The organism is Pseudomyxococcus flavus (assembly GCF_050038885.1).
In the GTDB taxonomy this organism is placed as follows: Bacteria; Myxococcota; Myxococcia; order Myxococcales; family Myxococcaceae; genus Myxococcus; species Myxococcus flavus.
The window spans coordinates 5586387-5608385 of the sequence record NZ_CP143624.1; the positions used below are offsets into that span (position 1 = coordinate 5586387).

23 protein-coding genes are annotated in these 21999 nt (G+C 67.1%); 11 read left to right on the forward strand and 12 right to left on the reverse strand.

All coding sequences use genetic code 11. The annotated features are described in order from the left end of the window. Nucleotides 1-29 precede the first annotated feature (29 nt). The 3 genes from VZL07_RS23265 to VZL07_RS23275 form a co-directional block, all read right to left on the reverse strand. The gene (locus tag VZL07_RS23265; protein ID WP_426749807.1) at nt 30-782 is read right to left on the reverse strand and encodes a class I SAM-dependent methyltransferase; all 753 of its coding nucleotides are present in this window, start codon (nt 780-782) and stop codon (nt 30-32) included. A gap of 683 nt (nt 783-1465) precedes the next feature. Then, entirely contained in the window at nt 1466-2002 is a 537-nt protein-coding gene (locus VZL07_RS23270) for an AAA family ATPase (RefSeq protein WP_426749808.1), read from the reverse strand. A gap of 291 nt (nt 2003-2293) precedes the next feature. Continuing rightward, the gene (locus VZL07_RS23275) at nt 2294-3226 is read right to left on the reverse strand and encodes a hypothetical protein (RefSeq protein WP_426749809.1); all 933 of its coding nucleotides are present in this window, start codon (nt 3224-3226) and stop codon (nt 2294-2296) included. Between the two features lie 623 nt (nt 3227-3849). On the opposite strand from VZL07_RS23275, the gene VZL07_RS23280 reads away from it, so the two are divergent. Next, a complete protein-coding gene (locus VZL07_RS23280; protein WP_426749810.1) occupies nt 3850-4830 on the forward strand; it encodes a DUF6624 domain-containing protein in 981 nt (326 codons plus the stop codon). 533 nt (nt 4831-5363) lie between these two features. Here VZL07_RS23280 and VZL07_RS23285 read toward each other — a convergent pair. Beyond that, nucleotides 5364-6275 carry a hypothetical protein gene (locus VZL07_RS23285; RefSeq protein WP_426749811.1) on the reverse strand — a complete coding sequence of 304 codons (912 nt, stop codon included), beginning with the start codon at nt 6273-6275 and terminating at the stop codon, nt 5364-5366. 335 nt (nt 6276-6610) lie between these two features. Then, nucleotides 6611-7288, reverse strand: coding sequence for a hypothetical protein (locus VZL07_RS23290; protein WP_426749812.1), 678 nt, complete (start codon nt 7286-7288; stop codon nt 6611-6613). 699 nt (nt 7289-7987) lie between these two features. On the opposite strand from VZL07_RS23290, the gene VZL07_RS23295 reads away from it, so the two are divergent. Together VZL07_RS23295 and VZL07_RS23300 are read left to right on the forward strand one after the other, a co-directional pair. After that, on the forward strand, nt 7988-8953 hold the full coding sequence (locus tag VZL07_RS23295; protein ID WP_426749813.1) for an SDR family NAD(P)-dependent oxidoreductase: 966 nt from the start codon (nt 7988-7990) through the stop codon (nt 8951-8953). After that, entirely contained in the window at nt 8950-9513 is a 564-nt protein-coding gene (locus VZL07_RS23300; RefSeq protein ID WP_426749814.1) for a TetR/AcrR family transcriptional regulator, read from the forward strand. Before VZL07_RS23295 ends, VZL07_RS23300 begins: the two co-directional genes overlap by 4 nt. A gap of 356 nt (nt 9514-9869) precedes the next feature. Here the strand turns inward: VZL07_RS23300 and VZL07_RS23305 are convergent, their stop codons facing one another. Beyond that, complete coding sequence (locus VZL07_RS23305) at nt 9870-10595, reverse strand: LysR substrate-binding domain-containing protein (RefSeq protein WP_426749815.1); 726 nt, start codon at nt 10593-10595, stop codon at nt 9870-9872. 104 nt (nt 10596-10699) lie between these two features. Here VZL07_RS23305 and VZL07_RS23310 point away from each other — a divergent pair, with 104 nt between their 5' ends. The 6 genes from VZL07_RS23310 (at nt 10700) to VZL07_RS23335 (ending at nt 14384) form a co-directional block, all read left to right on the forward strand. Next, on the forward strand, nt 10700-10900 hold the full coding sequence (locus tag VZL07_RS23310; RefSeq protein ID WP_426749816.1) for a hypothetical protein: 201 nt from the start codon (nt 10700-10702) through the stop codon (nt 10898-10900). Then, the gene (locus VZL07_RS23315) at nt 10897-11190 is read left to right on the forward strand and encodes a hypothetical protein (RefSeq protein WP_426757463.1); all 294 of its coding nucleotides are present in this window, start codon (nt 10897-10899) and stop codon (nt 11188-11190) included. Before VZL07_RS23310 ends, VZL07_RS23315 begins: the two co-directional genes overlap by 4 nt. Further along, a complete protein-coding gene (locus VZL07_RS23320) occupies nt 11181-11570 on the forward strand; it encodes an aldo/keto reductase (RefSeq protein WP_426757357.1) in 390 nt (129 codons plus the stop codon). The genes VZL07_RS23315 and VZL07_RS23320 overlap by 10 nt, the downstream gene beginning before the upstream one ends. 133 nt (nt 11571-11703) lie before the next feature. Beyond that, nucleotides 11704-12432 carry a hypothetical protein gene (locus VZL07_RS23325; RefSeq protein WP_426749817.1) on the forward strand — a complete coding sequence of 243 codons (729 nt, stop codon included), beginning with the start codon at nt 11704-11706 and terminating at the stop codon, nt 12430-12432. Between the two features lie 89 nt (nt 12433-12521). Continuing rightward, nucleotides 12522-12881, forward strand: coding sequence for a YciI family protein (locus VZL07_RS23330; RefSeq protein WP_426749818.1), 360 nt, complete (start codon nt 12522-12524; stop codon nt 12879-12881). A 339-nt stretch (nt 12882-13220) separates the two neighbouring features. Continuing rightward, nucleotides 13221-14384: a hypothetical protein gene (locus tag VZL07_RS23335; RefSeq protein ID WP_426749819.1), complete on the forward strand. Its 1164-nt coding sequence runs from the start codon at nt 13221-13223 to the stop codon at nt 14382-14384. Nucleotides 14385-14465: 81 nt separating this feature from the next. Here VZL07_RS23335 and VZL07_RS23340 read toward each other — a convergent pair whose 3' ends face one another. Further along, on the reverse strand, nt 14466-15185 hold the full coding sequence (locus VZL07_RS23340; RefSeq protein ID WP_426749820.1) for a helix-turn-helix domain-containing protein: 720 nt from the start codon (nt 15183-15185) through the stop codon (nt 14466-14468). 98 nt (nt 15186-15283) lie between these two features. On the opposite strand from VZL07_RS23340, the gene VZL07_RS23345 reads away from it, so the two are divergent. Both VZL07_RS23345 and VZL07_RS23350 read left to right on the forward strand, forming a co-directional pair. Next, the gene (locus tag VZL07_RS23345; protein WP_426749821.1) at nt 15284-17131 is read left to right on the forward strand and encodes an AMP-dependent synthetase/ligase; all 1848 of its coding nucleotides are present in this window, start codon (nt 15284-15286) and stop codon (nt 17129-17131) included. Nucleotides 17132-17546: 415 nt separating this feature from the next. Then, nucleotides 17547-17789, forward strand: a complete 243-nt coding sequence (locus tag VZL07_RS23350; RefSeq protein ID WP_426749822.1) for a hypothetical protein — start codon at nt 17547-17549, stop codon at nt 17787-17789. Nucleotides 17790-19942: 2153 nt separating this feature from the next. Here the strand turns inward: VZL07_RS23350 and VZL07_RS23355 are convergent. Genes VZL07_RS23355 through VZL07_RS23375 form a run of 5 tightly spaced genes read right to left on the reverse strand, consistent with a single transcriptional unit; the run spans nt 19943 to nt 21988 of the window. Further along, complete coding sequence (locus VZL07_RS23355; protein WP_426749823.1) at nt 19943-20308, reverse strand: gas vesicle protein; 366 nt, start codon at nt 20306-20308, stop codon at nt 19943-19945. 34 nt (nt 20309-20342) lie between these two features. Further along, nucleotides 20343-20669 (reverse strand): gas vesicle protein K, encoded by a 327-nt coding sequence (locus VZL07_RS23360; RefSeq protein WP_090488917.1) that lies wholly within the window; start codon nt 20667-20669, stop codon nt 20343-20345. A gap of 13 nt (nt 20670-20682) precedes the next feature. Beyond that, nucleotides 20683-20904 (reverse strand): gas vesicle protein, encoded by a 222-nt coding sequence (locus VZL07_RS23365; RefSeq protein ID WP_011552834.1) that lies wholly within the window; start codon nt 20902-20904, stop codon nt 20683-20685. Then, a complete protein-coding gene (locus VZL07_RS23370) occupies nt 20901-21182 on the reverse strand; it encodes a gas vesicle protein GvpG (RefSeq protein ID WP_426749824.1) in 282 nt (93 codons plus the stop codon). Before VZL07_RS23370 ends, VZL07_RS23365 begins: the two co-directional genes overlap by 4 nt. Next, entirely contained in the window at nt 21179-21988 is an 810-nt protein-coding gene (locus tag VZL07_RS23375; RefSeq protein WP_426749825.1) for a GvpL/GvpF family gas vesicle protein, read from the reverse strand. The genes VZL07_RS23370 and VZL07_RS23375 overlap by 4 nt, the downstream gene beginning before the upstream one ends. Nucleotides 21989-21999 lie beyond the last annotated feature (11 nt).

Here is a 21999-nt window from a genome sequence, read left to right on the forward strand (position 1 = left end):
ACCCACCTCCAGCGTCGCGCGACTTTCACTCACGAGATTTCTCCGAGTCGCATGTTGATTGGCCAGACGATGGTTCGCTGCTGGTTTGGGTCGCCCCAAAGCGCGAGAAGGTCGGTCGAGAACTTCGCGAGCAGCTCCCCCTTGCCAGCCCCGAGAGCGCGTCGCGTCGCCGACCACGTGGACAGGTATCCGAGGAAGGCATGCGCGTTCCACTCGCGCCGAATCTCCAGCTTGGGTGCCCTTCGCTCTGGAAACGGGAAGGACAGGTCGGCATAGCCGCTGTCGACGAGCCTCCGTTCGGGAGGCCAGTAGGGACCAATCTCATCCGTGTAGAATGCAAGGAAGCGCTCGTTCAGCTCAGCGTCGAGCTGCGGGACGCCATAGCTGATCAGCGCGAGTATCGCGCCCGGCACACTGACTCGCCGCACTTCGTCGTAGAAGCGAGGCAGATCGAACCAGTGCGCGGCTTGAGCGGCCGTGACGAGGCAGGCGCCGTGGTCGGTACCAGCAATGCGCTCGGCAGGCGCCACCCGATACTGGATACGCTCGTGGGGCACTGCGCTCGCGAGCTGGTCGGCGCTGGGGTCGATGCCTACGACCGTATCGAAGTGCTCGGCGAGTGCCCGGGTAAGCTGCCCCGTACCGCAGCCGACGTCGAGCGCCATCCTGGTGCAGGGGGATACCTGTGCGAGGAACTGCGCCAGCGAGCTGGGGTAGTCAGGACGATAGCGAGCATAGGCGTCGCCTCCTTGCTCGAACCAGTTGGGCTTGGGACTCTGCATGGGCTCCCGCTTTCGGCATGGTGGACGGTTTCGACTGGGCGCGCAGGCGTTCAGTCAAGCTACGGCGCTCCAGCGCGTCGGCGACATCCGCTAGCACGCGCCGCAGCGGGTGACCGAGCTCCTGCTCCAGCTCATCGAGCGCGCTGAAGAGCGCATCCCACTGGGGGCTCAAGATGAAGTCACCCCGCGAATCCCGTACTGATAACTCCCAACCTTGAGCTGTCCGATTTGACGGGGGCAACTCCAGACAGCACCCGCTGAGGCTGCCCGAAGCACGGGCGTGTAGCGGGCGCAGTATCTCAGGCCGAGCTCGGAGTAACGCTCCTCCGAGCCACGATCGACCAGCTCGGTCACGTACCGGAGGAGCGCTCCAAGCCCTGGTTCAAGTCGCACCATCATGTCGACAATGTGCATTAGCGCTAATGCATCTGCAAATACGACCGAGGAAGGCGGCGAAGCGCTCACGCAGCGGCTCGCTGCCCCAGGGAGGACCCGTGTACACCTGGCCTGCGTCGCGAGGAGCACCATCCCATGTGCGACTTCGGTGGGCGTCATGTCGAAGGGCTCAAGTCGAGGAACACGCGGTCCGCGCGTCGTAACAGTCCTCGGTCGATGCCTACGGGGTTACTCGCTGGATGCGCTCGTGACGCAGCGAGCGGATTTGGGGCGGAACAGCGCTTGCGCTACTCGATGTTCGAGCGAACGAATCGCACCCGTTCTCGAATCGATGCTTGGGGAAGGGGGAGCAGCTCGTAGCCAAGGCTCGTGTAGACCTCGACCATCGCGCGATGGGTGGCCTCCGCTTCCGCGGAGTCCTGTTTGCGCTCGGCATCTTGCGCGAAGATCTCGGGCCAATGGGGCGCGATGAAGACACGTCGATTGTAGCGAAACAGCTCCGCGGCCTTCCAGAGATGTGGAGGCACCGGAAGGCCACATACCCGAAGGTATCCGATGACGTCGGGAATGCCGCGATCCAATATGACGGGATGGCCTCGTTCGCGGGCCTCCTTGTGGGTACGCATCTCCCATCCAAGCATCAGCTCGGCAAAGGCCGCCCGGTCAGCCCAGGGAAGGGCGGTGCCGCCAATCGCGACCTGCTGCTGAATGATGGCACGGCCTGCCTCGGGCATGTGCGCGAGTCCCTCCGCCGCCAGCGCCTCGATGAGACTGCTTTTTCCGGAGCCTGGGCCACCCGTGATGACATGAAGATGCTCGGTCATGGTCTTCCTCGAACTCTGGGCGCAAACCCCACCCGGCCCAGACAGAACGCCGACCGTGCGCGCCTCGTTCACTCGCATTGCCGCTCCACCGAAAGTCGCCTGGACGTGCCCATGACGCAGCAAACGGAACTGGGGCAGGCATAGGACTGCATGGCCTCGACTCCGGCCCGGTGAACAGCCCGAGCGGCACCCGTCAGCGGTCCTCCTCGGCTCCTCTGCACCTGCCACCGCCCTCAACAGGGCCTCCATCTCTCCTATTCTCGAGACGGACGCCCAGGTGGAACGGATGTGTCATCGCGGATAGGAGTCCTTCGCTCGCGCCTTGCGTTCCTGCTCCAGGCGCTGTTGCTCGTCCAGGTGGCGCTCCATCGCGCTCGCGCTCGCGCGTCGTTCGCGCAGTTTCTCGGGATATTGCGCGACGATGAGGGGAGCGAAGTGTTCGAGCGCCTCCTCGAGGTCAGGGAAGGGCACTTCCGCCTTCTCGACCTGGATAACCCAGGGCTCAGACAACGAGCCGCGGCTCATCTCGAAGCCGACGCCCTTGTCTGCCCAGGTGCCTGGGACATCGATGAGGACGCTGATGTACTCGCCCACCGTGCACGTCTCGATGAAGACCGAGCTCGGATACTGGCGCTGGCCGCGCTTGTCGCGCCGCCGGTAGGTGATCGAACAGGCCTCAAGGGGTCTCAGCTGCTCCTGGACCTGGGCCAACTCGGGGAGCCCTCCCACGTCCGAGGTCGTCAGGAAGCCGCCCTTCCGGAGGCCCTGGCTCACCACACCCGTGCCGATGCCGAGAGCGAGCGTGGCGCAGATGACGGCGAGCACCTTCGTGCTGGAGTGCTTGTTGACGGGCCCTGTCGTCCCCGGCGCGTTGGCGGGCGCCGCCGAGGCATCCTGCGCCGTGCCGCTCCAGAGCATGGATGCGATGCTGTAGCCCAACACGAACGCCGCGAACATGGCGACGCCCTGCAGCATCCCTGGCGTGGGCGCGAAGGGCAGCGCGCCGAGCGACCTGAGCCACGCGAGGGTCCTGGGCGCCATGAGGCCGTTGCAGGCCAGCATCAAGACCAGCGTCCCCGGGAGGTTCACGATGGCCCAGAGCCTGGCGGCGGACGCGTCGTCCCCGGCGCGTTTGCGGCGCCACCTCCCGACCCCCACGCCCAGGAGCAAGGGAACCCACAGCAATAGCGCCCCGAAGAACATCGCGGACTCCTGCCGATTCATGGCTCGACCATGCTTCAAGCCACGTCGAATCCCAAGGAGAGAGCGGTTGTTTCTGTGCTTCCATAAAGTGGGGGCAGGGCTGAATGCGGAGGAGGCGAGCTCTCCGCCTGATTCAGGCCTCGGCTGATTGGGTCGGGGCGCCAGGGAGAGCCGAGAAGCTCGAGTACTGCGTGGGGGCGCGCGAGAGAAGCGGTAGGTGGGTCCGTAGGGCGGACTCCCTGTCGGCGGCAGATGTTGCCCATGGCCGCCCCCCGCACGGGAATGCTGGTCTCCCGGTGGAGGAAGTCGGCCAGAGTCACATGCGTCCAGTTGGCGCGCTTGAGGCCGCAGGCGCGGGGGCCCTGGCGAATCCAGTTCAGAAGCGTGGGGGACAGCCCCTCCGGAATGAGGGGCGTCTTGCCAATCAGGTGCGCATCCGCGAGGAGCGCCGGGATGACCTCCACCTCGCCCGCATTTGCCTGGGCGACAGCCTCATCCGGCTGCAAAGGCTTGCCGGGCATGATTGAAGGAACGCTTGATTGGGTGCTTGGGACCTTGAAAAAGCCGCATACACTGCTGTCCCCTGGTGCCTCCGAGCACGCGCTTGGAGGACCCGCGTTCATCCCTCACACCCCTGGAGTGCCATGCGTCGAATCATCGTCCTGCTCGCCGCGCTGAACCTGGTTGCATGTGCCCACGGCGGTGGCGCCCCGGAGCCTGCCGCGCCGGAGTCCGCCACAGCCGCGGCGCCCGTGGCGCCGAAGCCCGTCGCTACGCCCGAGGCGACGAAGGCTGCCGCCGAGGCGGACGGACTGGCCAGGAAGGGCGACAATGCGGGAGCACTTCCCCTCTACCGGAGTGCTTGGATGGGCGGGGTGCGGGGCAAGTACATTGCCTACAACGCGGCCTGCGCGGCGTCCTTGCTGGGAGAGCGCGAAGAGGCGCTGGTCTGGTTGGAGCGCGCCGTGGAGGAGGGCTACGATAACGCGAAGCACCTCCAGAAGGACCCTGACCTGGGCAACATCCGGAGCCTGCCCGGTTACGCGGCGCTGGAGCAGCGGGTCATCGCCGCCGAGGCGAAGCAGTACGAAGCCGCGGACCCGGCGCTGCGCGACGAGTTGCTCAAGCGCATGGAAGAGGACCAGCAGGCGCGCAATGCCCTCATTGCCTCGAACTTCAAGGATGAGGCCGCCAAGGCAAGAATGATGGAAGTCGATGCGCGTAACACCCGTTGGCTCAAGGGAGTCATCGCAGAGCGGGGCTGGCCGGGAAGCGCGCTGGTGGGCACGCGCGCTTCCTTCGCCGCGTGGTTGCTGGTGCAGCACGCGGACCAGGACGTGGCCTTCCAGAGCGAAGTCCTTCCGATGTTGGAGGCCGCTGTGGCGCGAGGAGAGGGCTCGGCGAAGGACCTCGCGTACCTCACTGACCGGGTGCTGGTGAACACCGGCAAGCCGCAGCGCTACGCCACCCAACTGGAGGAGGTGAATGGGCGGATGGTGCCCAAGGCGCTGGAGGACCCGGAGAAGGTGAACGAGCGGCGCGCTGCCGTGGGGCTCGGGACGCTGGAGGAGTACATCGCGAGCTTCGAGCGGATGAAGGCCGCAGCCACCCAGCAGAAGCCCTGAGCGGAAGGGCCGGGCGGCGTCAGGGCACGCTGCCGAAGCGCTCCGCGTGCTCCCGTGGACGAGCGACTTTGCCTTGTGCGGGTCGCTCGCTGCGCGCAGGCCCATCGATGATGACTGGGGCGCTTCCTTGCAGGTGACGCGGCGTCGCGTTCAGGCTCAGCCGCCGCTCGATGATGATTGAGACCGGGGACGCTTGCCGGTGGGGACACATGCCGGTGAAGTCCTCCATCGGGCGCGGGACGGGGAGCGCGCGGACTGAGCCTCCCTGCCTTGCTCGACTCGTGACACAGGCGACTCCGCCGATTCCACGGGTATGCGGCCAGGGACTGCGCGGAGGGCGAAGGGAAGGTGCCCAGGCCTCGAGGTGCCCCGGGGACTCTCCCCCCACTTCGACCGCCCAGACAGACTGATGACCGCGCGCCTCGCTCACTCGCATTGACGCGCTGTCGCAGGCAGCCGTGACCCGCTCAGGGCGCAGCGACCAAGTCTTGGGTAGGGGCGGGGGCCTCCGCGCCGTGCCTCCGCGAGCGGCGTTACAGGGACGACGCAATCCTGTTCTCGCGCCCGCGCTCCTCGTAGTCGGGCCAGCCGAAGTGGCCTTCGTACTCCTCGACACCCAGCTCCGCGGTGGCCGAGGCGCGCAGGCCCTCGAACTGGCCGCTGTCCCGCATCTCGAGCAGCGTCGCGACGAGCATCTTCCCCAGGTGCTCCTCGGGTTGCGCGTGCGCCTCGGACGTGCCCCAGGTCCCATCCTCGCGAGCCGCGAGCTTCACGCCATCGAGGCCCACCAGGGACGGCCTGTGCTCCTTCACGTCGGCCCAGCGCGGGACGAGGAGGTCCGCGAAGCCGAAATGGGTCATCGCGTCGCCACGTCCTGGCTCGGCCGCCGGGTCGAGGTCGAAGCTCACGTTCAGCGTCCCGTTGTCGGTGGAGTACTGGAGCTCCAGTCGCTGGAGCGGCCGTGCGTCCTGGACCCGGGCGAAGTCCTTCACCGCTTTGGCGAGGAACTTCGCGACGCGCTGGCGCTCCTTGCCCAGGTCCAACGGGGCGACCTTCTTCTTCGGGGGAATCTTGACGTAGTACGAGGCGCGGAAGGTGCCCTCGGTGCCCGCCCATGGAGCCAGGGCGATGAAGGCCTCGGTCTGGTGGCCCTTCGCGTTCTTCAGCACCAGGTCGCACCAGTACGTCGGTTGCGGGTGCAGGCGCTGCGTGCGGAAGATGGACCACCGGGGCTGCACGAAGGGCTTCAGCGTCGCGCTCGCGACTCGAAAGCCGCTCTTGCCGAGTCCGCGGATGAAGCTGTCGTTCTGGCCAGGAGGGCCGGCCTCGGGAAAGTCGGGGTGCTCGTGCGCCCGCAGGCCGGACCAGTCACAGGCATCGAACAGCTCGCGCCAGCGGTCCACGAAGGCGACCGCGCCCGGGGGCGGGGGAGGAGAGGACGTCATGCGGTTGCTATACCTCAACGGACGCGCGGTTTGGGCTCCTCCCCGTCGTCCGGGTACCTGTCTTCCGGGTTCGTCTCGTCATCCGGATACATGTCCTCGGGCTGGGCTCTGGAGCCTCGACGCGCTCATGGCGCAGCGACCGAATTGAGGGAGGTACAGCGGTAATTCCAACTGTCGCCTGACGCGGGCGGACCTCTCTGTCCTCCAAGTGTACAGGCTCGTGGACAGCACCCGCCTGCGTTGAAGCTGTTCGCGTCGATGAAGTGGCTCAAGAAGCAGCAGCGGCTGGAACTCGAGCTGAAACAGCTCGATGGCTTCGAGTTGGATAGCTGACGTCAGTTGAAACGACCGAGGACCCGTATCCACCACGGGTGCTTCGTCACGCTGGTGGCGGCGCTCCTCGCAGGTGACTCGTTGAAGAACCACACCGGCGGCGTCGGCGGAAGCCAGCCGAGCTGCCAGCACACCGGGCAACTGTGCTGACCGTCCGAGCCCTTCACGGCGCACCGCGGGCACTCCTGCGCGTCGGAGGGCCGCCTTGGACCGAGTGTTGCCAGCTCGGGATACCTCCGTGCTGCGCCGATGACCGCCGCCAGGTGCGCAGTGCTCGAGGTTTCCTCGCGAGTAGCTCTATCCGGTCCATCCCAGGGAATGCCGACGATGGTGCCGTCGCGTTTCATGCCGAGGATGCCACCCATGTCGAACACAACGGGGAGCGCTCGCTCTTGCTGGCTCCACGCACGCACCCACTCGCCGTGCACCGGAGTAGGTTCGTATTCGTCGATCAGCCGATCGAGCATCGAGCCGACGTCGACGTCGTCGAGCCGGAGCGCAACGACGGCAGCATACGGAACGTTGGGGGCGGTGAATGCGACCTCGGCGAGCCGATCCGCCAGCACCGTAGGGCTCGCGTACCCCGCCGCAACGAACGCAGCATCATCGACAAAAACAGACGAGTCGCGAATGGCAGACCGGCTCATCAATAGCAGCGTGTCCCCAGAGACGCTCTCCATGGGCGCTTCAGCGGCCATCCTCTGGCGGGGTGTGGACATTGTGCGGTTGAGCGCCGTCTCCAGTCGCAGAAGATCGTGGACATTGTCCAGCGGGCCCTTCGGCTGGCCTCCAGGTACCCGTACTCTGGCCGTCCGTCCCACAGCCCCGCCTTGAACCGTTTCCGCCGGGGCCCATGGAGCTGAGCACGCAGTCCGGCCAGCCCGACGCTGGCCGGACGGGCACAGGAGTTCCTCGTCGGCACCACGGCCACTTCGCTAACTCAACGCGACGGCCGACGCAGTCACGAGTGGCACGCGGGCGCGCACCTCACGCGCATAAGAGAAATAGGAGCACGGTTGAGGGCAGGGGGATGGGGCAGAGAGGCGAGGGAAGGCAGCTGAGGGGAGCCCAAGAGAAGTGAGCCATGCCGGTGCACGCGCGCCTGGGCTACGGCTGGAGTGCGTTCACCTCCACCACGCGCTCGGGGGGCCCCGCGCCGGGGCCAGCCTCGGCGGCTGCCAGGGCAGTGCCAGGTGCTACAATATCGCCCGCACTGCCTCCCTCCCCGCCAAGTACGCCAGAACCCTGCGCCGGCCCCCACACCGCGGGCAGCAGAACACTTCCAGCGGCGAGACGGGATTCTCGAGCGGCACTGCGTCCCAGGTTGACAGCGTCAACCTGATGAATATGCTGGCGGTTGACATCGTCAACCAAAGGAGTTGCCCCTGCAGACCGTACTCATCACCGGCGGGTATAGCGGGATTGGCTTCGAATGCGTCAAGCAGCTCGCTGCGCAGGGGTTCGACATTGTCTTGTCCGGCAGAGACCCCACGCGCCTGGAAGAGGCCGCATCGGCGATCCGGTCCGGTTGCGGCGTGAAGGTGGTGGCCGTCGAGATGGACGTCTCGTCGCTGCGCTCTGTCCGCAACGGCGCCGCTCAATGTCGCCAGATGATCGAAAGCGGAGAGATCAGCCGGCTTCGGGCGATTCTCTGTAATGCGGGCGCGACGTTCCGAGGCGACCCGACCTATACCGAGGATGGCTACGAGCTGACCTTCGCCACCAACTATTTGGGCCACTTTCTGTTGGTGCAGCTCCTGCTCGACAGCCTCGAGAGCGACGGCCGGGTGGTGTTCACCGCGAGCGGAACCCACGACCCCGACACGGCGGACGGCAAGCTCATCGGCCGCGCGGTGAAGCCGGACGCACTCGCCTTGGCGAAGACGGGATTGGATGGGAGCAGACCGCTTCCCGGTGGTAAGCGCTACACCACCTCGAAATTGTGCGTGGTGCTGCACGCCTACGAGCTCGATCGCCAGCTGAACGCCGCCGGCCACCGCATCTCCGTCATCGCTTACGATCCCGGAGCGATCGCAGCAACCGGCTTGCTCAGGGACCTCCCAAGGCCGGCCCGGACCATGATCGGATCGCGGCCGGTCCGCTGGCTGATGAAGCGGATGGGCGTGACCATGGGCGATCTGGCCCAGTCCGGGCTCGCCCTTGCCGATCTCGCGGTCTCGGGGAGCTTCCCCTCTGGGCGCTATTTTCAGTGGAAGAATGGCGAGCTCAAAGAGAGACGTTCGGCGGCAATGACATATGATCAAGAACTGGCTCAGGCGCTTTGGCGCGATTCGAAGACGCTGGTGGGCCTCACACCGGACGAAGCACCCGACCGCCTGAAATGACGACTCGCGACAAGCTCGTTCAGGCCGCAGCGACCCTGCTCGATCGTGGCGGCGAACAGGCCGTCACCCTGCGAGCCGTCGGCCATGCCGCGGGGCTCTCGCACAATGCCCCCTACAAGCACTTTCGGAATCGCGACGCCCTGCTGGCCGCCGTCGCCACGGCGGACCTTGCCACTCTCACGCGCGCCTTCGCGGACATACGCAGTTCGACACAATCGCCGGGAGACAAGCTGCTGGCCGCCCTTACCTCCCTGGTGACGTTCAGCCGTAAGCGGCAGGCGCGGTATCGGCTGGTATTCAGCGCGCCCGCGCTCGCGCGTCACGATCCGGATCTGCAGGCGCAAAGCACCGCCTGCCTTGGCCAAATCATGATCATGGTCGAGGACTGCAAGAAGGCTGGCGAGCTCCCGGACGTGCCCACCAAGGGCCTGGCGAGCCTCTTTCTTGCGACCATGCATGGCCTTGTCACCATGGAGGCCAATGGCATGCTGCAGCGGGAAAAGGGCCTGCCGACCGTCGAGGAGAATATCGCGATGCTCGCCAGCCTGTTGTCGCGCTGACGGCGGGTGTGCCGTCTGCCTGGACCAGGATAACAAATCAGCAACGCCGCTGAGCCGCTGTGCGGTAAGTTCAGCAAATGACGCGACTGGACGCAGACGCGCCAGGACCCAATGTAGCGTGCGACTTCTCGATCTGGGTGCCGTGGGAAATGCGACTGACTATCCCGGACGGCCATGGCGGCCACGTGCATGAGTACGGCGCATAAGAGAAACAGGGGCACGGTTGAGGGTAGGGGGATGGGGCAGAGAGGCGGGGAAGGCAGCTGAGGGGAGCCCAAGAGAAGTGAGCCATGCCGGTGTACGCAGCGTGCGGTCGCCTTGAGGCACACGTCGGCCGACCTGCCAGCAGGGGCAGCTCAGGGGAGCAGGGGGCTTGGGCCTGTTGGCAGTGGCGGCGGGGGCCTCAACACCCCGGGGACTGGGGTGGCGCTGGCGCCGGGGGCAGGCTGGCACCAGCCGTGGGCAAACTCCCACGCGTGCAGCGGACCGTGGGTGAAGCGCCCTCCCAGGCAGTCATGGTTCAGCAGCTCGCGGGGGTGTCGGGGACGCCCGCGACGCGCGAGGTATTCGGGCGAGGCGGCCGCCGCGAAGCGCTGGACGCGGGGGCCGATGGGAACCGCCACCATGTCCTGCGCGAGCCGCTCCTCGTAGCGGATGCCCACGTCATAGCCCTCGGCCACCACGTCGACCAGGCGCTCCTCGGCGATGACCTCCATGCGGATGTCGGGGTACTTCGCGAGGAACGGCGGCACGATGCGCGGCAACACCAGCCGCGCCGCCGCGATGGGGACGTTGAGCCTCAGGCGCCCCGAGGGTCGGCCGCGGAAGTCGTTGACCACGTCCAACGCCGAGCGGACCTCGCTGAGCGCGGGCTCCAGGCGCTCGAGCAGCCGGGCCCCCGCCTCCGTCAGTGTCACGCTGCGCGTCGTCCGCTGGAGCAACCGGACCCCCATCCGGGCCTCCAGCCGAGGGACTGCGTCTCCCAGACGCGAGGCGCTGCTTCCCGTCGCGCCCGCCGCGCTGCGGAATCCCCCCTCGCGAGCGACCGCCCTGAATGCCGTCAGGTCCGCGAACTCATCCATGACTGTGCGGATTTTCGAACGACCCGTGCGGATTGCCATCGTTCGTCGCGCAGCGGTGCCCTGCGTAGAGGAAGGGGCAACCTCGCTGCCCCAGGACCTTCGCCGTGCCCCACACTCCCATCCCCCGCCACTACCGACTCGGCACACACACCGTTCGCCGCATGGGCTACGGCGCCATGCAGCTCGCCGGCCCCGGCGTCTTCGGCCCCCCCAGGGACCGGAAGGCGGCCATCGCCGTGCTGCGAGAGGCCATCGCCCAGGGCGTCGACCACATCGACACCAGCGACATCTACGGCCCCATGTGACCAACCAGCTCATCCGCGAGGCGCTGCACCCGTATCGCGAGGGGCTGGTGATTGCCACGAAGGTCGGCGCGGTGCGTGGTCCCCACGGCTCGTGGGAGCCCGCCTTCACGCCCGCGGACCTCGAGCGCGCCGTCCACGACAACCTGCGCCATCTCGGGCTCGAGGTGCTCGACGTCGTGAACTTCCGCGCGATGTTCAGCGCCGAGGGCCTTATGGAGGCTCCATCGAGGCGCCGCTCACCGCGCTCGCCGAGCTTCAGCAGCGCGGCCTCATCCGCCACATCGGCTTGAGCAACGTCACGCCGAAGCAGGTCGAGGAGGGACGCAACCTCGTCGAGATTGTCTGCGTGCAGAACCACTACAACCTGACGCACCGGCGCGACGACGCCCTGCTCGACCAGCTCGCCGCCACGGGGACGGCCTACGTGCCGTACTTCCCGCTGGGCGGCTTCACCCCGCTACAATCGAGCGCGCTGAACGACGTGGCCACGCGCCTGGGCGCGACGCCGATGCAGGTGGCGCTGGCCTGGCTCCTCCACCGGTCCCCCAACGTGCTCCTCATTCCGGGCACGTCGTCGCTCAAGCACCTGCGCGAGAACCTCGCGAGCGCCACGCTCACCTTGAGCGCCGAGGACCTGGACACCTTGAATCGCCTGGTGGAGCGGACCTGACGTCATGGAGTGACGCGTGCGAGCCTTGCACGGCCCGGGTGCGCCGCGGAGTCCGAGCCGGGCATGCGCCCGGGGTTGCCCCATTCGAGGACGGTGGACTAGGAATCGCCACCCACCATTCATGGAGTTCGCGATGAAGGCCGTCCTGTGGGTCATGCTCGTGAGCCACGCAGCCGTACCGCAGAAGGTTGCCACCGAGCGCGTCGAGACATCACCTGGCATCAGCGAGAGCGCGATGCGCGAGAGCCTGGCGCGCGTCACCGGCGCGCTGGAGCGCTGTGTTCCCGAGCTCCTCCCGGACACGCCCGAGCTCGACGACAGGGTCTCGATTCGCTTCACCGTGGACAAGGAGGGAAGGCTCAAGCAGCCCGACCTCGGCCCCGCCCTCAAGGTGAAGGGGCTGCTGGACCGCCAATGCGTGAACGAGCAGGCGAAGGACTGGGCGTTTCCAAAGCCCTCCACGGGTCAGCGCGTGGACGTGGAATGGTCCCTGCGCGTCCAGCTGGACCGGGCGCGCTCCAACGCGCTGCGCACCGAGGCCCGGCAGGAGGTGAAGGCCTACTGCGATGCCTTCAAGAAGCGCCTTCAGAAGACCCCCAAGGCCCCCTGGATTGCCGGCCAGGCGCTGGTGGACTTCCTGCGCCTTCGCGGGGTGAAGGTGACGTCGGACGACCAAGAGGGCATGAAGACCGCCGACCTGACCCAGGCCCGGTTGACCTCGTATGGGCGCCGCTGGGTGGAAGCCATGCAGCAGGTCCTCCCGCCGAACTGGCGGGACATCGTCTTGAGTACCGGCGAGGAGCTGGGAGACCCCAACATCTGCCCGGAGCTGGCGAGCTGGCAGCCCAACTGGGACGGGTGAGGCCGTCCCCCCCTCTCCCGGTGTGAGCCCCCTCCGAATCAGGTACGGAGGGAGGGCCGCGCTGGAGTCACCCACGAACGGAGTCTGTGATGGCGTACATGCTGTTGATCATGGAGGAGGGCACGCGCAAGCGGAGCCGGACGCCCGAGGAGGGCCGCCGCGAGATGGCGCGGATGGTGGGCTTCGTCGAGGACCTCAAGTCCCGTGGGATTTGGAAGGCCAGCGACTCGCTGCGGTCCGTGTCGGAAGGCGTGCGCGTCGAGGTCCGGGGCGGCCAGCGCACCCTACGCGATGGCCCTTTCACCGAGGCCAAGGAGATTGTGGGGGGCTACGTCCTCTTCGAGTGCCCGACGCGGGCCGAGGCGCTCGAAATCGCCAGCCAGTGCCCCGCCGCCGAGTGGTCCACCGTCGAGCTGCGCGAAATCGGTGTCTGTTACGAAGAGGACTGAAGCGCGCTCACCCGCCCCGTGTAACCGGGATATTTCCGCTGCGTATCCCCCATGAACCCACCCACCACGGGAGAGGCACATGGGGATTTCTTTGTCGTCCACCAAGGAGGCCGTGACGGATATGGTCGACACTGTCGTCGACGCTGGCGAGGAGGTCGTCGACACCGCGACGTCCCGGGCCACCGAGGTCTATGAGGGCGTCAGCGACTTCGTCGAGTCTCCGCCGTCCATCCCCCCGTCATCCTCGACCCCTTCATCCAGGCGCGCGACCGCGTCGTCGAGACCGTCGAGCAGGGCATCGAGTTCGCCCAGAACGTCGGGCGCAGGGGGATTGACACGGTGGAGGACAAGGTCGACTTCCTTGCCATCGAGAAGCAGAGCGAGGACCTCGGCCCGGGTGACAGCTACCAGCTCAGCGCCAGCCTCGACGGCTCGGTGTACGGCATCGGCGGCCGGCTCGACGGCACGCAGACCATCACGAAGAACGAGGACGGCACGTACACGCTCGCCGTCGCGGGCGAGGCGGGGGCGGGGCTGATGGCGAGCCTCCAGCAGAAGGACGGAGAGCTCAGCGCCGGTGGATTCTCGAACACCGGCGGCACCGTCGAGTTCACCTTCGACAGCGCCGAGGAGGCGGCGGACGCGACCCGGACCTTCCTGGGCCCCGTCGCCGGCGGAGTCTCCGGGTTGATCGACGGCGGAATCGAAGGTGCCCTCGACGGCGCGACGCCGGACTACGGGGCGCTGCTCGACAACGTCTCCGCGGTCGAGCTCAACCCGAACACCTCCACCGAGCTCGCCGCCAGCCTGAGCGGCGGCAATCGCGCCTCGCTCGGCGCGGGCGTGAACCAGGAGTACGGCGCGAAGGTGCGCCTCGAGTTCGGCGATGGCGCCCCCAGGCTGGTGCTCAGCCAGTACACCAACATCGCCGCCGGCGTGGCCTGCGGCATCCCCGGCATCAAGGGCGAGCTCGGCGGAGACGTCAAGCTGCAGGTGCAGCAGAGCTTCGAGTTCCCCGACGGCATCAGCGCCAGCGACCTGATGAGGAACCCGGGCGACGTCGTGAAGGCGCTCGCATCGACGGCCGTGAACACCGGTGAAGTCTCCGTCTCGCTCACCGCGGACGTGAAGGCGCAAGGCCATGTGCCCATCGCGGGCACGCTCGGCGGCCAGGCCGAGGCCCGGCTCGAGTTCACCGGTGGCGTGGACGAGGTCTTCGGCTCGGGCGGCATCGAGTCCCTCCTCCGCGGCCGGTTCGGGACGGCCTTCAACCAGCTCGCCGTGGTGACCCAGCGCGAGGCGAGTCTCACGCCGTACGAGACCGACGTCACCGAATTCTCCCAGGGGGTCGGTCGGGGGCTGGGCTCCATCAGCGGCGGAGTCTCCGCGACCACCACCGACCGCAAGGACCCCACCTTCCAGTACTCGGGTACGGTATCGGACGTGCGCGACCAGCTGCGCGAAGCGGTCAACCGCTTCCGCCTCCAGGCGCGCTACGCGTAATCCCCTGGCCCGCCCTGGCGGACCTTCAGGGTTGCATGCCATGAGCGCCGGGGCGGGAGCACTCGCCCCGGCGTCATCGCTTCACCGGATGCCGGACGACTCGAGGACAGTGCCCGTGAGGCCGTGGGTGAAGACCTTCGAGGGCGGCAGGCCGAACATGCCGCGAAACAGCCGGGAGAAGTGGGCCGAGTCGTAGAAGCCCGCGGCGTGCGCGACCTCGGTGAGGCTTCGGCCCCGGAGCGCGAGCGTGGTGGCCGCCAGCATCCGGTGCCAGGCCCGGAACGCGCCCATCGGCACGCCGACCTGCTCGCTGAAGCGATGTTCGACGAGCGAGGTCGAGGCCCCCACCCGCTGGGCCAGCGTCACCGCGTCCGCGGGCTCGTCGTCCAGCGTGGACAACAGCGCGGCGACGCGGGCGATGCGCGCGTCGAACGTCAGCGCACAGGGTCCCAGGTTCAGCGCGTTCTGGAAGAGCTCGGTCCACGGCTCCGGCTTGCGCGCGGCGAGCGCGGTCTCCACCGCCTCGCGCAACACACCCGCGTCGACCTGACGACTGAGCCGCACGCCCGGCTCGAGGAACAGCACGGCGGCACGGCCCCCATGGAAGTCGAGCGCGTGCCACTGCCAGCCCCGCACGAAGGCGGCCTCGTGCTGCTCGCGGCGGCCGTCTTCGTCGACGAGGTCGAACGCATCATCGAGCCCCACCAGCACCGCGTTGGCGGCGAACCGGTGCCTGGGCAGGGCGTCGAAGCAGCCGACGTACAGCGCCCGTCCCCCGCCCAGCAGCAAGTGGCTCCGCATCTGCAGAATCATACAAGCGCGGGCACGACGCCGCCCATAGCGTGACGCGTCGAACCTTGCCCGACCCGATGACCCTCCGCTCCAACCGAGGAGGCCTCATGAGCGTTGAACACCCGTCACTCCCCCACATGATTCTCGACCGGTCCCGGACGTCGCCGCATCGCGTCGCGTTCCGTGTGCGACGTGGCGATGTCTATGTCGATTACTCCTGGTCCCAGCTCCTGCCGCGCATCGAAGCCATCGCCGCGGGCCTGTTGAGCGCGGGCCCCCTGGACGACGGCGCGTGCCTCACCCTCGTGGGGAACACCTCGATGGAGTCGTGCCTGGTCGACTTCGCGGCCCTGTCCGTCGGGCTCAGGACCATCCCCATCTACGCGAGCCTGCTGCCCGAAGAGGTGGGCTACATGCACGCGGACACCGCGGCGCAGCTCATCGTCGTGGCCGACGCGGGCCAGCTCGATAAGGTGCGGGCCTTCCGCGAGGGCTTCACCTTCTTCGGGCGGACCTACCCGCCAGCCGGGCCGAGGACCCGCGCGAAGGTGGTGGTCATCCATCCAGACGGCCTGGCCCCCGCGGACGACTGGGAGGGCCTGGAGAGCCTCGAGGCCCGGGGGCGCGCCCGACAGGCGTCGCTGGCGGACGAGGTGCGCCGCAGGCGGTCGCTGATTCGACGCGAGCACGTCGCGACCTTCACTTACACCTCGGGGACCACCGGCGCGCCGAAGGCGGTGATTCAGACCCACGACAACATGCTGGCGATGCTCGAGGACGTCGCCGACGCGGGGCTGATGGACGACGGCGTGCGCACGCATGGCTTGTTCCTCTTCCTGCCCGCGGCGCACTCCTTCGGGCGCATGGTGGAGTTCGCCGGGCCGTTCTTCGGCGCGCCGCTGGTCATGTCCTCGGTGCCCACGCTGGCGGCGGACCTCGTCGCCTCGCGCCCGGGGTTCTTCCCCGCGGCGCCGCGCGTCTTCGAGAAGATGATGGCGAAGGTCACCAGCGTCATCCAGGGCGAGCGCGGGCCGCGACGCTGGCTCGTGGAGTGGGCGCTGGACGTGGGGCGGCGGGTCGCGTCCCGTCGCGACTCGGGCAGGGCGCTGCCGCCCGGGCTGGCGGTGCAGCGAGAATTGGCGGACCGCCTGGTGCTGGCGAAGCTGCGCGCGCGGCTGGGACTGGACCACGCCTCGGTGCTCCTCTCGGGCGCCGCCGCGCTCCGCGAGGACGTCCAGCTGTTCTTCCAGTCCCTGGGGCTGACCGTCCTGGAGGCCTACGGACTGACGGAGACGTGCCCCGGGTTGACCATCAACCGCAAGGAGGACGTGCGCCCCGGGACGGTGGGACGGGCGTTCAGGCGCTGCGAGCTCAAGGTCGGCGCCGATGGGGAGTTGCTGGCGCGCGGGCCGAACATCTCCCGGGGCTACCTGAATCGCCCGGAGGCCACGGCCGAGGCCTTCGATGACGACGGCTGGTTCCGGACGGGGGACCTCGGCTCGATTGACGCGGAGGGCTTCGTCCGGATTACCGGGCGCAAGAAGGAGTTGCTCAAGACGAGCGGTGGGAAGTACGTGGCGCCGCTGAAGATAGAAGCCCGGCTCAAGCGACACCCGCTCATCCAGGAGGCCGTGGTGGTGGGCGACGGACGCAACTACTGCACGGCCGTGTTCGCGCTCGACCCGGAGATTCTCGCCGAGATGGCCCGGCGCGAGGGCATTCCCGCCGACCCGGCGCATCCGCGCATCCAGGACGTGCTGCGGACCCTCATCACGGAGACGAACTCGGGCCTGGCGTCCTTCGAGCGCATCAAGACGTTCCGCGTCGCGCCCGCTCCATTCACGGTGGATGGCGGCGAGCTCACGGCGTCGCTGAAGGTCAAGCGCCACGAGGTCGCGAAGAAGCACGCGACGTTGATTGAGTCGATGTACGAGGCGGCGGAGTCACCCCGCTGAGCAGCCCCCTCGTCGCGGGAAACGCCCACCCGGTGGCGGCGTTGATGGGCGGGGATGTCCGTCCTTGCCCGAGGTCGCGCTCCCATCCGCGGCGCAGAGCGGAGACGCGCTCGTGGCCGGAATCGTGGCGAACGCCGGGCCGATGGGGTGAGACGCCGCGCCTGACTCCGCGGTGCTCAGGGCGCGCGGACCATTCGTGAGACCGGTCGCCTGGCCGCCCCGCCAAGCCCGCTCGCGCGGTTCGCACCGGTGGAGGTGTTCTACAACCGCGGAGACACCCCTGGTTTCACCCGCGCCCATCGCGGGTGCCCCTCCTCCAGGATGAAACACGCATGACCCGCCCGAACACGTCTCCGGACTTCGATCCTCAGCTGGCGCCCCTCCTCCCTCCGCTGAAGGGGGACGTCCCCTGAAGATGACGCTCAAGCAGCTCAAGCACTTCCGCCAGCTGAGCCACGTGACGTGGGAGGCCCTGATTGGCGACGCGGAGGTCCACTGCGTCGACTACACCATCCCGGGCCATCAGAGGGCGGACATCGGCGTCTCGGTCATCTCCCGGAAGGACCACGCGGTGCCCGGGCCCGCCGTCTACTTCATGCATGGTGGTGGAGAAATAGGGGCAGGGGGATGGGGCAGAGAGGCGGGGGAAGGTAGCTGAGGGGAGCTCAAGAGAAGTGAGCCATGCCGGTGCACGCAGCGTGCGGCCGCCTTGAGGCACACGTCGGCCGCGGCCGACCTGCCAGCAGGGGCAGCTCAGGGGAGCAGGGGGCTTGGGCCTGTTGGCAGGGGCGGCGGGGGCAGGCTGGCACCAGCCGTGGGCAAGCCCAGGTGCTCCAGAATAGCTCGCACTGCTCCCGCTTGCTTCACGTACGCCAAGAGCCGCCGCCGGCCTCCACACCTCACGCAGGCGAATACGTCGAAGTCGAACGTCCTCTTGAGCACCTCCGCCCAGTCCACTCCCGCCGGCCTCTCCTTCATCGGCTCCTTGCTGGCCGCTGCTTCAAGCGCCACGCTCGCCTCCTCCTCACCTGCTTGGGGGAGCTATCAGATTCCTCGGCTGCCACGCCATGGGAAGCCTCCTGTCTCATCATGGCGTAACAGCCTTCTCCCTTCGGTAACTTCCCTGAAGGGGATTGGTAACCATCCGAGCGGTCAATGGCGCCACACCCGACGCGTACCTCTCGGAGGTCTTGCTGCGCGTGCAATCCCATGCTCAGTCCCGCCTCAACCAATTGCTATCCTGCGAGTGGAAGCATCGCCGCGCCGCTGATTCTGCCTGAGCCCTCCGCGCTGGTCTGCCCCAATCTCATCTTCCTCCCGCGCGCGAATGCCGCCGAGCACTGCCTCCGTCCGTCATCACCCCTTTCGGACCAACGTCCGAAAGGGGAGTTACAGGACTGAGCGCGTGGCGATTTGCGCCCCTGCGCTTTTTCTGGTTGGGAGTTCCGAAGTCCCGTCAGGAATCGAAGTGGCGTGGAAGAAGCGTCCCGTCCTGAAACCGTTCGAGACAGATCCGTGCAGGGGTCCCCATGAGCGAGCCGCAGCCGAAACCCTTCTGACAGTCCGCATCAGTGGCGCAAACACGCTCACAAGAGCGATAAACTCTTTCGTCGCGCCTGGCTTCTATATACTGCAGAGGCTCTTCACAGTCACCGAAGAGCACACACTCGTAATGTATTCCATACTCGCGAGGATGGTACGGTGCTTCGGATCTGCGAAGGCAAGACGCACACAGAACCGTAGCGCAGGCCCCGGCAGCGACAAGCCATTTATTCATTGTCAATGCCTCCTGCGGGGGGCGCCAATGCTCGGCACATTCAGCGACTGTGGGACCCACGGCTGTGGCCTCACCGCGTTCTCCCAGCGCAAGGAGGCTGCCTTGTTCTCAGCGGGCCCAGCTCGGTGATTTTTCCAGTACCCCCCCCATGTATGACCAAGCTCATGTGCAATGACCGACGCGGCTGAAGCCCCGTTCACGTCGTGGGGACCAAACAGACCCAAAAATCCAGTGCGAGACGAAGCGGCATTCACGAAAGCTTCCTGCCCCTCTTGGCTCATGATCCATGTCAGATCCACGAGGATGGCCGCGCCAGTGCTGTCCTCCTTGTCGTGCGCCTGAGCTCGCTTGGACTCATTTCGGAGATATTCGATAAATTCTTTCCCCCACCAAGCAGGGCTGCTTTGGACGCAGACGTGACCTTCACCGTGAACGTAGTGCTATCCTCCAAGTCTGCGTACCCCTTTCCAATTCGCTCTCTCAGCAACTTTCGCAGATCCGCCTCCGTCATCCCACTAAACGCCCGATCACGAATCTCGCACGCGCTCAGGCGGCGCGCCGCAAATGGTCCTTGCGGAGGATAGGACTGGCACACCGCGGGGCGTTGCGAGCGTGCAGGTAGGCATGGACGCGGTGGATTCAACTGGTCGTCGCAACGCCCGAATCTTGTGTCATTCGTCGGGAGGGGGCAGGGCTGAAGGCTCCCCTCATTTGGCGCCTTGTTCAGCCGACGCGTGGTAACCCGGAGCGGGAAGTCGGGCTCGGGGCCAATCCTACGGACGTGTTTTGAGGCGAGCGCCTGGCGCCCGGTAGTGGCAGCGCATGGCGATAGCTTGGTAATGGCGGCGCGCCAGCGACTCCACGTCAGGACTTGTGCGAGCGAGGGCGCGGTGCGTTGGAGTGGCGCCAGAAGCAGCCTTCGCACTTCCTGAACGGAGTAGAGGAAGAGGGGGCGGGTGGGCTGGGAGCTCATGGGCGGCCCCACGGCGCAGTTCGCGTTCCCGTCCGTTCCCCGAGGCCTCCTCGGCCCCTCCCTATACCTTCTTGGCCTTGGGCGCGCGCCTGGGCCTGGGGGAGGGCTTGGGCGTCACACGTGGGGCCGGAGCCGCCGCGGGCGCCTGAGCCGCCGAGAGCTGCTGTCGCGCACGGGAGCTGAAGTTGGGGTTGGTCGTCCACCAGTCCAGGCCCATCTCCTGCGCCCGCTCCACCGAGCAGATGATCAGTCGGATTTGAATGGTCAGCAGCTCGACGTTCGTCAGATTGATCTTGATGTCCCCGGTGATGACGATGCCCTTGTCCAGCACCCGCTCGAGGATGTCTGCCACGGAGCTGCTGCGGGTCGAGGTGGGCGGGTAGTGTCGCTGAGGGGGCGTCGTCATGCGATCGTCGATCTGGGCCATGGCTCCTCGCTCTCTGTCCGCTGCTCGGCCAGCCTCACAGCGTCGTGCCCAGCGGCCCGAGGTCCAGATTCAGGTCCTCGTCCGTCAGGTGGAATTGCTTCTTCAGGGCATCCATCTGCTCCTGCAGGCGCAGGAAGGTGACGCCCAGCCTTTCAATCTGCTCCTCGCTCAGTGAGCCTGCGTCGATCCGGCGCAGCGCCTGCCTCTCCAGCAGCTGGCGGATGAGCTCGACGACGGCGAGCACCAGCCGCACCAGCCCGGCCTGGACGTTCTCCTCGTCCAGTTCCAGCTTGGGCGGCTTCGTTGGCTCCAACGCTCGGGCGAGCTCCTCCACCGCCTGTGGTGCGCCCTCGACTGCCATGGTTCACCCCGCCTCACTGCAAGCGCTGCGGATGTTCGGGAAGGGTGCCCACCTCCAGCGCCGTCTCCACCGAGGTCAACAGCAGCCGCAGGCCCAGGTAGATGAGGTCCACGTCGGCCACCGAAATCACCAGGTCACCGCTGATGACCACGCCCTTGTTGAGCACCCGGTCCAGCAGCTCCAACACCGAGGCGCGCTCCTGCTGTGCCTCGGGTGTCGTCGCCTGCCCGTTCATCTGTTCTCACCTCCAGGGCCTGTTTCAGGAGTCGCAGGCCCTGCCCCCTCCTGCGCTTCCTTCAACGCGTCCAGGCGGTCGAGCAGCTGCGACTCCTGCTCGTCGAACTGCTCCTCCGTGATTTCGCCGCGCTCGAGCTCCCGGTACAGGTCGCTCAGGCGAGTGCGGAGGTCGGTCTGCTCCTTGGCCTGTTCGTCCTGTACGGCCTTGTGCACCGAGCGGAAGATCCACGAGATGCTCCGGACAGGGGCCATCAGGATGTCGTCCAGGATGATCAAGGTGCCCCCTGCGCTGCTTCCTCCACCTGCTCGAAGTGGATTCGCAGATGGGTGAAGTTGTACGGCGGCCAGGGGCCGGTCACGTCCACCTGGAAGTTCTCGGGCAGCGTCGCGCCCAGCTTCTCCACGGCCGCGTTGAAGGCGTTGACCTTCTTTTGTGGCACCAGCGCGGCCAGATTTACCACCTCCGACTCATTGCGCGGTTCGTTGACCACGATCTGGCTTGCCACGGACTCGATTCCATCGAGCACCTTGTCGGCGGTCGCCTCACGGAAGCCGTTGAGCAGGTCGACGAAGTACTTCCCCAGCTCGATCTTCTCTTCGCGCGACGGTTCCCCCTCGCGGTAGAGGTCGTCCCGCATCGCCTTGAGCTCGGGGAAGGCGTTGACGTAGTACCCGAATGCACTGGGGTCGGTGAGCCGGATCCGAAGGCCCAGCTCCACATTCCCACTCACCGCACGGAGCTGCGTGAGGAAGTCGTTCGCGTGCTCGGCCAGCAGATTCCGGACCTCCCGCTCGCTGCCGGCAATGATGCCGAACGCGACCGGCAGCATCGGCGCCTGGTCCATCACCTGGCGCAGCACCGCGCTGTGGGTGCTGAGGAGCTTGCGCTCCGGTCGAAGCGTCTGCTGTTCGATGTTGCTGACGATGGCCGCCAGCTTTCCGGACGTCACCGGGTGCACGTCTGCATCCTGGATGCCGGGAGTGTCGAGGTTCAGCGAGTCGACCACCTCTACCGGAACCACCGCGTACAGGTAGCGGCCCTCCGGGGTGGACTTCTCGTGTCGAGTCTTGGCGCGTGGCATGACGTTGTCCT

Bases quoted from the DNA above. Each gene is read 5' to 3' on its own strand.
- VZL07_RS23265 (WP_426749807.1), bottom strand. From the start codon at position 782: ATGCAGAGTCCCAAGCCCAACTGGTTCGAGCAAGGAGGCGACGCCTAT.
- VZL07_RS23270 (WP_426749808.1), bottom strand. From the start codon at position 2,002: ATGACCGAGCATCTTCATGTCATCACGGGTGGCCCAGGCTCCGGAAAA.
- VZL07_RS23275 (WP_426749809.1), bottom strand. From the start codon at position 3,226: ATGAATCGGCAGGAGTCCGCGATGTTCTTCGGGGCGCTATTGCTGTGG.
- VZL07_RS23280 (WP_426749810.1), top strand. From the start codon at position 3,850: ATGCGTCGAATCATCGTCCTGCTCGCCGCGCTGAACCTGGTTGCATGT.
- VZL07_RS23285 (WP_426749811.1), bottom strand. From the start codon at position 6,275: ATGACGTCCTCTCCTCCCCCGCCCCCGGGCGCGGTCGCCTTCGTGGAC.
- VZL07_RS23290 (WP_426749812.1), bottom strand. From the start codon at position 7,288: ATGGAGAGCGTCTCTGGGGACACGCTGCTATTGATGAGCCGGTCTGCC.
- VZL07_RS23300 (WP_426749814.1), top strand. From the start codon at position 8,950: ATGACGACTCGCGACAAGCTCGTTCAGGCCGCAGCGACCCTGCTCGAT.
- VZL07_RS23305 (WP_426749815.1), bottom strand. From the start codon at position 10,595: ATGGATGAGTTCGCGGACCTGACGGCATTCAGGGCGGTCGCTCGCGAG.
- VZL07_RS23325 (WP_426749817.1), top strand. From the start codon at position 11,704: ATGAAGGCCGTCCTGTGGGTCATGCTCGTGAGCCACGCAGCCGTACCG.
- VZL07_RS23330 (WP_426749818.1), top strand. From the start codon at position 12,522: ATGGCGTACATGCTGTTGATCATGGAGGAGGGCACGCGCAAGCGGAGC.
- VZL07_RS23340 (WP_426749820.1), bottom strand. From the start codon at position 15,185: ATGCGGAGCCACTTGCTGCTGGGCGGGGGACGGGCGCTGTACGTCGGC.
- VZL07_RS23345 (WP_426749821.1), top strand. From the start codon at position 15,284: ATGAGCGTTGAACACCCGTCACTCCCCCACATGATTCTCGACCGGTCC.
- VZL07_RS23350 (WP_426749822.1), top strand. From the start codon at position 17,547: ATGACGCTCAAGCAGCTCAAGCACTTCCGCCAGCTGAGCCACGTGACG.
- VZL07_RS23355 (WP_426749823.1), bottom strand. From the start codon at position 20,308: ATGGCCCAGATCGACGATCGCATGACGACGCCCCCTCAGCGACACTAC.
- VZL07_RS23360 (WP_090488917.1), bottom strand. From the start codon at position 20,669: ATGGCAGTCGAGGGCGCACCACAGGCGGTGGAGGAGCTCGCCCGAGCG.
- VZL07_RS23365 (WP_011552834.1), bottom strand. From the start codon at position 20,904: ATGAACGGGCAGGCGACGACACCCGAGGCACAGCAGGAGCGCGCCTCG.
- VZL07_RS23375 (WP_426749825.1), bottom strand. From the start codon at position 21,988: ATGCCACGCGCCAAGACTCGACACGAGAAGTCCACCCCGGAGGGCCGC.